10 protein-coding genes are annotated in these 10,839 nt (G+C 66.6%); 2 read left to right on the top strand and 8 right to left on the bottom strand.

All coding sequences use genetic code 11. The features are described from left to right. Positions 1-51 precede the first annotated feature (51 nt). Entirely contained in the window at positions 52-1,146 is a 1,095-nt protein-coding gene (locus tag ACLARN_RS37625; RefSeq protein ID WP_409496247.1) for a DUF222 domain-containing protein, read from the bottom strand. Between the two features lie 253 nt (positions 1,147-1,399). On the opposite strand from ACLARN_RS37625, the gene ACLARN_RS37620 reads away from it, so the two are divergent. After that, positions 1,400-1,732: an antibiotic biosynthesis monooxygenase gene (locus ACLARN_RS37620; RefSeq protein WP_409496252.1), complete on the top strand. Its 333-nt coding sequence runs from the start codon at positions 1,400-1,402 to the stop codon at positions 1,730-1,732. A 37-nt stretch (positions 1,733-1,769) separates the two neighbouring features. After that, on the top strand, positions 1,770-2,567 hold the full coding sequence (locus ACLARN_RS37615) for a DUF1684 domain-containing protein (RefSeq protein ID WP_409496246.1): 798 nt from the start codon (positions 1,770-1,772) through the stop codon (positions 2,565-2,567). Here the strand turns inward: ACLARN_RS37615 and ACLARN_RS37610 are convergent. The 7 genes from ACLARN_RS37610 to ACLARN_RS37580 all read right to left on the bottom strand — a co-directional run bounded on the left by ACLARN_RS37610 (position 2,549) and on the right by ACLARN_RS37580 (position 10,706). Further along, positions 2,549-3,544, bottom strand: coding sequence for a BtrH N-terminal domain-containing protein (locus ACLARN_RS37610; RefSeq protein WP_409496245.1), 996 nt, complete (start codon positions 3,542-3,544; stop codon positions 2,549-2,551). The two genes, ACLARN_RS37615 and ACLARN_RS37610, sit on opposite strands and share 19 nt — an antisense overlap. Then, positions 3,541-4,344: a MerR family transcriptional regulator gene (locus tag ACLARN_RS37605; RefSeq protein WP_409496244.1), complete on the bottom strand. Its 804-nt coding sequence runs from the start codon at positions 4,342-4,344 to the stop codon at positions 3,541-3,543. The genes ACLARN_RS37610 and ACLARN_RS37605 overlap by 4 nt, the downstream gene beginning before the upstream one ends. A gap of 46 nt (positions 4,345-4,390) precedes the next feature. Further along, a complete protein-coding gene (locus ACLARN_RS37600; protein ID WP_409496243.1) occupies positions 4,391-7,297 on the bottom strand; it encodes an alpha-L-fucosidase in 2,907 nt (968 codons plus the stop codon). A 160-nt stretch (positions 7,298-7,457) separates the two neighbouring features. Then, positions 7,458-8,501, bottom strand: a complete 1,044-nt coding sequence (locus ACLARN_RS37595; RefSeq protein ID WP_409496242.1) for a YncE family protein — start codon at positions 8,499-8,501, stop codon at positions 7,458-7,460. 116 nt (positions 8,502-8,617) lie between these two features. Further along, the gene (locus tag ACLARN_RS37590; protein WP_409496241.1) at positions 8,618-9,304 is read right to left on the bottom strand and encodes a hypothetical protein; all 687 of its coding nucleotides are present in this window, start codon (positions 9,302-9,304) and stop codon (positions 8,618-8,620) included. Between the two features lie 37 nt (positions 9,305-9,341). Then, positions 9,342-10,067, bottom strand: coding sequence for a HEAT repeat domain-containing protein (locus tag ACLARN_RS37585; RefSeq protein ID WP_409496240.1), 726 nt, complete (start codon positions 10,065-10,067; stop codon positions 9,342-9,344). Between the two features lie 153 nt (positions 10,068-10,220). Further along, a complete protein-coding gene (locus ACLARN_RS37580) occupies positions 10,221-10,706 on the bottom strand; it encodes a hypothetical protein (RefSeq protein ID WP_409496239.1) in 486 nt (161 codons plus the stop codon). Between the last annotated feature and the right edge of the window lie 133 nt (positions 10,707-10,839).

Here is a 10,839-nt window from a genome sequence, read left to right as displayed (position 1 = left end):
TGCTCCCGCTTCCCCAGCGTCTCCTGGTTCCGCTGCCCTCAGCTATCACCGCTATGATGCGACATAACAATGGTGCAGGTCTTTCACCTCCACATTGATTGACAGCGCCTCGTGGCGCACGCCGGGGAACGCGCAGCCTCGGTCGCGGATGTTCAGGGCTCGGCGTTGGCCTGGGGTGACGAAGCGTCTGAGCCGTCCCACGTCGAGAGGTTCCCCGGCGGCATTGAGCACGACCGGAAGCATCAAGCAATCGCAGGCGGCCATACGGGCTTCGCGGGCGGTCATCGTGCCGACGAAATCGAGGCAGGCAGTTCCGAGGCCGGTCTTGAGTTCTTCGAGGCCGATGGTGACGTGCACCAAGGTCCGGTACCCGTTGGTGCCGGGCTGGTCCGGGCAGGCGATCGCGAGGTCCACGAGGTCGACCCAGGCGTCTCCCTGTCGTTCGGCTTTGCTGCGCAGGTCGGCCTGGCCGAACTCGTCCACCGGGCGGGGTTTCGCGTAGGCCTCCAGTGCGGCCGCGGTCCGGGCTCCGGCTTCGTCGTCGAGGAGGCCTTTCAGTGTCCAGAAGCCGTCTTTGCGGCGTTGCAGGGTCAGTTCGCGGCGGGGCTGGGCGGGTTCGGGGTCCTTGGGCTCTTTGCCGTCCGGGTCGAGCCATCCCAGCAACTGCTCCCCGAGATCCGACACCTGCCCAGGACCCGCCTTCCGGGCCAACCCAGCGAGCGTCTTCTCCGCATGCTCCCGATCCTCCACCGGCACCTCGGCCGGGATCTGCCGCAGGATCTCCAGGATCTGCTTGATCCGTTCCTCGCCGATCGCACCGTCCGCCGCCGCAGCAGCGGTCGCGGGCGCGAACGCCGGGATCTCGGTGCCATCCAGAGCACGCGTCGGGTTCAGGTCGATCGCGCGATTCACATACGGCCGCGCCTCACCAACAGACAACCCCGCGATATCGGCGAACCACGAAACCGTCGTCCCATAACCGTACAAGTCTTTCACGCCACGAGACTCGACCTCCGCCAAATACCGGCCCAATCCGGCGGACGCTACCCGCATCACCTGCAGGAACTGCTGCACGCCGTGGGCAAGCTCCAGCTTGCCAGCGCGCCACAGTTCCTGCGGCAACTCGGGAAGGATCGTCTCGGACACACCCCAATAATACCCCATTCCCGTCGAACACGTGTTCGTAATTTTACGTTACCGCGAACCGGCACATTTACCACTGAAGGGTGACGTGTGTGAGTAGGGACGTGGTCGGGCGCGGTGCCGGTGGCGCGTCCCTCACTATGTGGATGACGGCCCTATTTCCACGCACCCCTCACCCGCGCCACTAAAGGGTCGCCTCACCGCCAGGCAAGGAGTCGACTACTTGCGAAACGTGGTCGCTTAGCATCGCCAGGAACTGACCCGCTTCAAAGTCCCGCCCGCCCGCGCGGACGAACTGCTCCAGTCCCGCCCCGCGATGCTCGCCGAGTTCCGCGCCGACAGGGAAGGCTTCCTCGACGCCCTGTTGATCCGGGTCGACGACGAGACGTGGCTCGACGTCGTGTGGTGGCGTTCCTCCGACGACTTCGCCGCGTCCCGCGAGAAGGGTGCGAATCTGCCGGGGATCAAAGCCTTCTTCGCACCCATCTCCGAGCTGGTCTCCGCCGAGGAGGGCACGACCGACGACTACCGATCCTTTAGGGTCGCCCACATGCCGGGACGGGAAATATCGCCACCGGCCGGCCGTTGACCTCGAAGAAAGAACAAGGTCACGGAAGGGATCGGCGATGAGCACAAGCCTGGACACGTTCACGCAGGACTGGCGCGGCTGGAAGAGCCAGCGCGAGCGCGATCTCGCCGATCCGCTCGGCTGGCTCGCCCTGGTCTCGCTCGACTGGCTGGAGGACAAGCCGCGCGCGTATGAGGGGCTGCCCGGCGTGTGGTGGCAGGACGCCGACGCGGCTTACCTCGACCCGCAGGGCGCGGACCTCTCGCACGAAGGTGAGCGGGTGACCGGTGTCCACCGCTTCGAGCTGGTCAACAGTGGTGCGACCACCCGGGTCGTCGCCGGGGACATCGAGATCGAGGTCGCGCGCCGCGGTGGGTATCTGATCCGCACGCATGACCCGAAGGCCCCGGTCCTGAACGCCTTCCGCGGTGTCCCGGCCTACGAGCCCGACGAGGCTTGGGTGCTTTCCGGGGCCTTCGAGGCCTTCGACGAGCCGCGGCCGACCACGGTCGGCGCTGTCGTAGAAGGCCTCAGCCACGTCTACGTCTCGCCGGGCATCGTCCGGTTCGAACGCGACGGCGTGGAGCACACGCTCACCGCGTTCAATGGCAAGGAGGACGGTCTCCTCATTCTGTTCACGGACGCCACGAGCGGCGTGACCACCTATGCGGCGAACCGGTCGCTCGCGGTGCCCGCGCCCGCCGAGGACGGGTCCGTCGTCCTCGACTTCACCCGTGCGGCGAATCTGCCGTGCGCGTTCACCGACTTCGCCACTTGCCCCCTGCCTCCGGCGGGGAACGATCTGCCGTTCGCGGTGGAAGCGGGGGAGAAGCTGCCCTACGAGCGGCAGGGCTGAACGGTCGCGAGTGCCGTCATCGCCTCCTGTTCGCGCTGAGCCAGCTCGGACAGGACGGCGGACGCGTCGGTCAGGTGCCGGACGTCGCCGGTTTCCCCCGCCTGTGTGAACAACCGCGCGACCTCCGTCCACAGTGGAGTGATCTCGCGGTATTTCTCATGGGCGGCGCGGAGACCGGCGTCGTCGACGAGCGTCGCGCTTTCTTCGAGGAAGTCGCGGTAGATCCGGCGGAAAAGCGCGCCACCGGTCCCCGCCCGTTCCATCAGGACGGCGGCCTGTGGGAGGTCGCGGGCCGGATCGGTGCTGCGGTCCAGCCATTTCCGGACCTGGACGGCGGTTTTGCCGATCCCACGGTATCCGAAGTTGGCGATGGGCGGATTGAGGAACTCCACCGCGTTCGCACGCACGGCGGTGCGGATGACGTCGGAAAGCGGTATCGGAGAGGCGTCCGCGGTGATGGTGAACGAAAGGTTCTTCGCCGTCATGGGACCTTTCTCGGCGCGAGCGCGTTCCAGGCTCAAACGTGATGTCGAGACGGAACCGCCCTGTTGTGCCGTGTCGATCAGGAAAGCGTTCTCGGTGTCGTAGCCGTACAAGGCGGCGAAGTGCCCTCCAAAGTGGACTTTCGTGGTGAAGTACTCGAGGTGGTACGAGTCGAGCTGCAAGCCGACCGGGGCACCGGCGTCGATCTGCTCGGCCACGTTCCGCCACGCCGTGCGCGCCGACGTCGTTTCCTTGACCCGCAAGGTCAGTCCGAGACGTTCGGTCAGCTTCCTGGTGATCTCGGCGGGTTTGCTGCGCCCGCCGAGGAAGGGGAACGGCAGGTTCTTCCCGTCCCAGTAGATGAAACCCAGACCTTCGCCGAGCCCGAACAGCATCGGCTCGGACAACTCGATCCCGGCGTGTCGCAGGAGGACGTCGAGGGTGCTGGTCTCGCAGTGCTCGCCGCCCGCGGTCTTGATGCCGTCGACGATCACGAGGTCACCGGCCAGGCGATCTCGGTGCGATAGGCCTCGGGCGCGACCGACGGTCCGGGTGCCACGAGGTACAGCTCCTCGGCTGGACCCGTCGGGACGCGGTCGCGTTCGGCGATCCAGCGTCCCAGCGACCGATAGGCGGTTTCGACGTCGTCGTAGTCACCCTCGTGGATGGTCGCCGCGAGCAGGCCACCGGGAAGTTCGGCGAAGTCGATCTCGCCGTCTGCCCTCACCGGCCCGTCCACCGGGACGAAAAGTTCGATGGTCAACTCGTCGGGATCGTCGGTGAGATACCGGGTTCCGGGCGGTCCGGCAGGCGCGACGCCTTGCGCTTCGAGAGCCGCTAACAGCCGGGCGTACGCCGGTCCGATCAGCTCGGCGAGGCCGCTCAGCGGGGTCCGGATCGTCAGGAACGCGATCGGCTGGGGCGCCCGCACGCGTTCGTAGACATGCAGCCACCGCGTCGGCTCGGCCAGCACGGAGTCGAGTTCGCCGCTGATCGCCGCGAGTTCCGCGGCCCGCGCCGCCACCCGGTCGTGATGCCGTTTGATCGCGGCCTTCACGTCATCCGGGGTGCCCGCGGCGAGGATTTCGGCGATGTCCGCCAGCGGCACCTCCAGCTCCCGCAGCCGTCGGATCAGGCCCGCGCGGGCGAACTGGGCGAGCGAGTACCGGCGGTAACCGGTGCCGGGATCGATCCGCGCGGGCACGAGCAGTCCGAGCCGGTCGTAGTTCCGCAGCGCGCGGACCGACAGCCGGGTGGCGTGCGCGAACACGCCGATCGGCATCAAGGTCGTCATGGGACCAGCCTGAACCCTCTCCCGGGGAGAGGGTCAAGCCGGTACCTCACCCCAGTGACAGCCGATCGAGATCAGGGGCGGACGCGTGGTCGTTGTGGAGTTTGATCGTGTTCACGCCCGCTTTCAGATCGACCGGCAACGACGTCGTGAGCTGGGTGTTGTTACCCGCCCCGTCGACCTTCACCTCGACCGGCGTCCCGTCGTTGACCGTGACGAAGTACGAGCGCGGTCCGTTGACGGTGAAGTCGATGTGGAGGGTGTACCGCCTCGTCTCGGGCACGGTCACGTCGTCGAACCGCACGTACGAGTCAGGATCGCCGCCGATGTTGCGGACCTTCTGGCCGCCCGAGCACACCCCGCAGTTCGTGACGCCCGCGCTGCCGACGTCGTTCGCCGAGTCTTCGCCCTCCCGCATGAAGAGGCGGTCCAACGGGAGCGGGCTCACCCGCACCGGCTTGCTCACCGTTTTCGCCCGTCCGAGCAGGTCGAACGACGCGGTGACCGGGATGTCTGCCGCGGTGACGCCTTCGGGGGACACCAAGGTCCACGAGGCTTCGAGTTCGTTCCCGACGCGCATGGACGCCGCCGTGGCCGGCGCACCCTGCACTGTCCAGCCGGCCGGGACGACCGGCGCCAGGGTGACCCCGCGGATCGTGTCGTCCGCGTCGAGCCGCAGTTTCGCGGTCACCTTGAGCGACTGCCGCCCGGGGGAGAGCCATTGGACACCGCCGGGTTCGACGGTCAGGGTCGTCTTCGGTGTGTAGGACGATGGCGGCAGGGGAGCGACCGCGATCCGGTCGAGGCCAGGTCCCGAGGTGGCGTCGCTGAACACCTTGATGGTATTGGCGCCCGCGTTCAGCGGGACGGGGATCGCTGTCGAGGTCACGATTCCCCGCGTGCCGGCGTCGGTCGCGGCCTCGACGGGAGCGCCGCCGTTGACACTCACCGCCATCGACGTCGCGGGCCCGCCCCCGGTGTCGAGCTGGAGCCGGTAGGTCCCGGCTTCCTCGACCTTCACGCCCGGAAAGGTGACCGAGTTGCGCGGGCCACCACCGAGGCCGGTGACCTGGAACGACCCGGAGCACGAAGCGCACCAGCCGAGACGGGCGCGGCCGTCGTGGTCATTGCGGAAGGACTCGGCCTCCAGCGGAACCGGCGTGCCGAGGAACGAATTCGGGTAGCCGTACGCCACCTTGATCTCGTCGATCGCCAACTGCTTGTAGAAGGGCTTCGCCTGCGGCCCGGACCAGGTGTTCAGCACCTCGAGCTTGATGAACCGGGTCTGCCGGTCGCCGAGCTCGATGAACTGCACACCGCGAGCGCTCGGCATCGAGCCGGTGCGGACCGGCTCACCCCAGTTCTTGCCGTCGTCGCTGACGTGGACGCGATAGTCCTTGATCCGGGACGAATCCTCGGGGCGGCCGAACGATTCGCGAGCGTGCGTCGGCGACATCTCGCGCTGGTTCACCGCGAGGTAGGTCGCCTGCCGCCGCCTGCCGAGATCCAAGGTCAGTGATACCGGTTGCTTACCGTCGGCGTCCCAGTAGTTCTCGAAGTTCCCATCCACGAGATTCGGCGCCGGATGCCCCGCGCGCGAGGACGAAGCCGTCGCCTTGATCGTGCGGGAGTCGTGGAAGTACTGCTGTCCGGCCGTTTCGACCTTGAACACCGTGTCGTAGGTGTCCCAGTCCTTGATGTCCACAATGGACAGGTATCCGGCGGATTGACTGAAACGCAGTGATTTACCGGTGCGCACGTCGGATACCTTGGTCACCTTGTACCCGTTGTCGCGCAGGCGGAGCAGGTCGGTGCGCGGCCGGGTGACCACGTGGAGGTACTGCGTTCCGGCGCCGGGCTCGACGGTGATGACGCCGTGCGCGCCGTCGTTCCAGAAGCCGGGCTGCATCCCGCCGTACATGTAACCGCCGCCTTCTTTGCCTTGCAGCGAGGATTTGATCGGCGGCACCCAGTTCGCCATGAAGTTGTTGTACGCCTCCTGCTGTGGTGGGAACTTCCCGTTCACCATCGGGGTTTCGGCCATCAGCGACTTCATCGACGAACCGGCGTTGGTGATGTAGCGGCCGGTGGACAGCCGGAAGTCGACGGCCTGATCGGTGCCGTCGTACCACCAGCCGCCGTTGGTCGGCAGTTTGTAGTCGGCCTCGGTGAGCCGCGGCATCGGGGTGAACGCGGCCTGCGGGTAGTCGTACGGGGGTGTGATGCCGGTCTTCTGCTCGTTGCTGACGGTGTCCATGATCGGTGTGTCCTCGTTGTTGTTGCTCAGCAACCAGGACGGCCGTTTTTCACGGATCTGTTCGTAGAGCTTGTTCTTCTCCCAGTAGTCGTTGTCGTTGTCGATCCAGAACCCGGCCAGGTCCGAGTAGCGGTCCATGACCTCGTGGAAGAGGTCGTAGCTGTACTCGCCGAACCCGGGTCGCGTGGTCAGGTCGACCTGCTTGCCCTTGTAAGCGGAATAGGCGGCGGAATCCAGCGACTCGACACCGGTTTCCTTGTGCCACTGGGGGTCGTCGGTCATGTAGAGGATCGTCCGGACACCCTTGGCGTTACCCGCTTTGACGAGTTCGCCGAGGAGGTCGCGCTGGGTGGCGCAGCTGCCCGGGACCTTCGACGGCCAAGGCCGCGCGTAGCCCAGCCTGCTGTGGAAGGTGGCGAGCACGATGTAGGAGGCGCCGAGCTTGCGCGCTTCGTCCACCCAGTAGTCGGCGCTCCAGCCGCCGTCGGTGACGGCGCGTTCCCAAGCCGCGCAGTCGGTTTGGCGTGGCGCGGTGAACATGCCCCAATGCAGGAAGAGTCCCGCGGTGGCTTCGCGCAGCCACTTCTGGCGGGGATGGTGCACCTCCGCGCTCGCCGTCGGCGTGGTGAGGAGGCCGGCCAGCAAGGCGAGGACAAGGGCGAGCCAGGCAGTGCGGTGCGCTCGAACTCTCATGACCATCCGCTCTCATCCAGGGCGTGGTTACCGAGAGATCCGATGATTGCGGGAGATATCTCGCTGGTCAAGACCCGATGAGCGGGACAGTCGCTCAGTCATCCGAGGTTTAATGAGCGAAGGCCCCTCGCCGCAAGGGTGAGGGGCCTTCGGGTCAGGGACGGAGTCAGCCGCGCAGGACGTTCAGCGTGGCTCCTGCGGTGAAGCTGTCGATCGTCACCGCGTAGAGGTGCTCGCCGCCGGGACCCCAGGCGAGACCTCCGGGAGCGAGCTGTGTCTTGTCCGTCGCCAGCCGGGTGAAGTCGTACAGGCGGCTCGGGGTGTGGTTCCCGTCGCGGAAGATGTACACGGCCGGGCCGAAAGTGATGTCGACCCCGCCTGCCAGGACGTTCGCGTCCCGGCTGACGGCGATGGAGTTCGGGAAGGCGTCGGTCTCGTAACCGGCTTGCGGCACCAGGCCTTCCGTCGTGTAGACCCGCACGTCGTAGGGAGAACCGCCACCCACGGAGTGGAAGTACGCGCCATCGTTGGACAGTTCGATGTCCTCCACGTACTCGCCGACCCAGTCGGAGGCCTGCTCGACCAGTCCGGCACCGGTGTCACGGAAGATCCGGGCCGTGGACGGCGAAACACCCGTGACGGTCGTCGCGATCAGGTCCGGGCGCCCCGGTGACGTGGCCAGCAGTGGCGCGCCGTACTCGTTGGAGCCCAGGAGGCCCAGGCGGACGTCGCTGAACGTGGAGCCGATGGTCGCGCTGCCGAAGTTGGCGTCACCGGTGTAGCAGGCGTACCCGAAGTAGATCTTGTTCCCGGAGACGGCCAGTTCTTTCGGGCAGAGCACGCCCTCGCCGACCTGGTGCCGGGCGGTTTCCTCGAGGGTGAGCGTGTCGATCGCCGAAATCGCGCCACCGCGGGAAAGCGCGACGAACAGCGTGCCGCCGTCGGTGCTGAGCGCGAGGCCCGAGGCGCCGGGCTGATTGTCGATCTTGCGCACCACGGTGCCGGAGAGGTCGGTGACGACGACCGCGTTGTCGGCGCGGTTGCTGACGAAAAGGTGCCCCCGGCCTGGATCGACAAGGATGTCGGTGAATCCCGTCAGCGGCAGGTTCACCGCCTTGTGGTCCTCCACCGCGGTAGCGGGTAGAGCGGTGCCCACGAGCGCGGTGACCGCGAAGAGGGCAGCGAAGACAGACCTTCGTAATGAACGCATTCCGAAGTGTTCCTCCCAGTAACGAGCCCGTTCAAAGGCTCGTGGCAGAAACGCTAGCGGATCTCGGCCCCGGGCGGGACTCCGGGCGGGCGCCGCCCGGAGTCCGGTCACCCCGCTCAGATGTTGAAACCGGGGTGGGTCGCGAAGGCGTTGTCGATCACGAGGTTCCCGCGCTGACGGGCTCGTTCACGCAGCGCCGACGTCGTACGGGCGCCCTGGGCGTAGAACCACCACAGGTACAGCGCGCCGTACATCCACGCCCCTTCGTAACCCCAGTTGGAGTCGGCGCCGCTCTTGCCGGCGCCGAACACCGAACCCGCCGGGAAGTTCGCGTTGTGCGGCTTCCCGCCCTGGTGCCGGGACTCGTGGATCAACGTCTCGGCGCGGCCGGGAACGTCCTTGGAGTACCAGAAACCCAGATACAACTCGATCCGGTCGTCGGTGAACGGCCCGGTGAAGGACGTGGCGTTGGCACTGCCGTCGCCGCAAAGCGAGCGCAGGTCGTCGCAGTTGTCCCGGACGTAACGGCGTGCCCAGTTCAGCATCGCCCCGGAATAGGCGTCGTTCTCGTAGTCCTGCGCCGAATAGGTCAGCAGGTAGCACGCGTTGAACGTCCGCGCCAGCGGCTTGTCCGTGTTGCACGCGTCTTCCCAGCCGAAGCCGTCGTCCCAGTATTCCTTGTTGCCAGAGAAGCCGTAGGTGTTCCAGAAATAGTCGATATAGGTCTGATTGCAGATCGAGGCACCGTAGAAATTGTCCCCGGTCACGTTCTTGTCCGGCACTGTGTAACTGCAAGTGGCCATCGGAGATCACCTGTCCGTAGAAGGAATTCGTCGTGGTTCAGGAGCGCGGGGGCTCGGGCGGTGGGACGTCGTCGGACCGGGTGTCCTTCACATACCGGCCGCCGACGGCCTGCGGGACACCGCGGACGTCGACCCGGCGGATGTTCAGCAGCCGCTCGTCCTCGGTCCCGCTGAGTGCTTCACGCACCTGGGCGGTGAGGTCGGTGTCGCCGGTCTCGGCGATGGCCTGGACCGCCGCACGCCGCACCGTGAACACCTCGTGCCGGATCTGCCGCAGCAGCAGCTCCCCGGCCGCACTGTCCCCGGCGGATGCCAGGCGTGCCAATGCTTCCACGGCAGTGGTGCGGATGAGCACCTCTTCGCCGACGGTGCTGATCCCGTGTGCCGGGTCGTCGGAACGTTCCGGCGGGATCGGCTGGCGCAGCACGTTTTCGAGTACGGAAACGGCCGCCGGGTGCCGCAGGTCGGTGAGCAGCTGGACCAGCCCCCAGCGTTCCAGGTACTGGTCCTCGTACAGGGCGTCGTACTGCGCACCGAGCGCGGGGACGACTTCGTCCGCGCGCTCGCGAAGCCGGTCGAGGCTCCGCTGGTAATTGCGTTCGGCGTCCTCGCCGGAGGCGGCCATGGTCTCGGCGGCCTGGGTGACCAGTTCGCCGATTTCACTGTTCGAGAAACTTCCGAGACCGGCACTGTCCGGGCCCGCTTCGAGATTGTCGCCACCCGGGCCCAAGGACGGGGTGTCGGGATTGCGTGGGGTCGGCATGAGGTTCTCCTTCGCAGCGGCGATGATGCTGACGGAAGGAAGGAACGCGGTGCCGGGCGGCAGATACCTTGTTTCCCGAAAAGTTGCCTCTTGGGGCGTACCGGGATTTTCACCGCGGGAATCCGAAAAGGATTCACGGATTCCCGCTCGTGATCAATGACCTACATCGATGACCACACGGTTGGGAGAAGTCAGGGTGAACACCGTGACAGGTGTCCTGGATCGGACGCCGAGACCGATGGACAGAACGCCTTCGTAATCGCCGGTGACCGCGACCGCCATGACGTTGCGCAGAGCGCGGGTCCGGAACTTCTGCGGACCGGGATAGGTCGGGTTTCCGGCATCGTTGTGCGCGGCGGCGGGCGTCGCGGTCACCGCGATGAAGTATTCCCCGGTCAGCCAGACGATCTCGCCCGAGCCGTCGGCGATCAATTCGTCGACGAGGTCGTACCTGACCGCCGGGGCCGGGCCCGCGGTCAGGTCGAGCACGACCCGGTCGAAGCCGGGGTTCTGACCGGTCCGGATCCCCGTCATCGTGGGGATCGTCTGTGCCGCAACGGAAGCCGGTGCGGCCGTGGTGACAGTGCCTGCCAGCATGAGCACGGTGGCGGCGAGTGCGCGTCGTACGGTGATGGTCATGTCCATGACCTCCTGCCGGAGTGGTGGGTTGCCGGGAGGACGCCTGATTAGGGTGTCAGGTTGTGTTCTTCGCCCTATCGTTACTGATCGCCGAAAGCGGAAACGCGAGTCGGCTGAGCGCTGGTCGAGTGGT

It is taken from the genome of Amycolatopsis sp. cmx-11-12 (genome assembly GCF_046269425.1).
In the GTDB taxonomy this organism is placed as follows: Bacteria; Actinomycetota; Actinomycetes; order Mycobacteriales; family Pseudonocardiaceae; genus Amycolatopsis.
This window is presented reverse-complemented; position numbering and strand designations above follow the sequence as displayed.

What these genes read in the sequence shown, in the direction of transcription:
- ACLARN_RS37615 (WP_409496246.1), top strand. Translation starts at nt 1,770, where the DNA reads ATGAGCACAAGCCTGGACACGTTCACGCAGGACTGGCGCGGCTGGAAG.
- ACLARN_RS37605 (WP_409496244.1), bottom strand. Translation starts at nt 4,344, where the DNA reads ATGACGACCTTGATGCCGATCGGCGTGTTCGCGCACGCCACCCGGCTG.
- ACLARN_RS37600 (WP_409496243.1), bottom strand. Translation starts at nt 7,297, where the DNA reads ATGGTCATGAGAGTTCGAGCGCACCGCACTGCCTGGCTCGCCCTTGTC.
- ACLARN_RS37595 (WP_409496242.1), bottom strand. Translation starts at nt 8,501, where the DNA reads ATGCGTTCATTACGAAGGTCTGTCTTCGCTGCCCTCTTCGCGGTCACC.
- ACLARN_RS37590 (WP_409496241.1), bottom strand. Translation starts at nt 9,304, where the DNA reads ATGGCCACTTGCAGTTACACAGTGCCGGACAAGAACGTGACCGGGGAC.
- ACLARN_RS37585 (WP_409496240.1), bottom strand. Translation starts at nt 10,067, where the DNA reads ATGCCGACCCCACGCAATCCCGACACCCCGTCCTTGGGCCCGGGTGGC.
- ACLARN_RS37580 (WP_409496239.1), bottom strand. Translation starts at nt 10,706, where the DNA reads ATGACCATCACCGTACGACGCGCACTCGCCGCCACCGTGCTCATGCTG.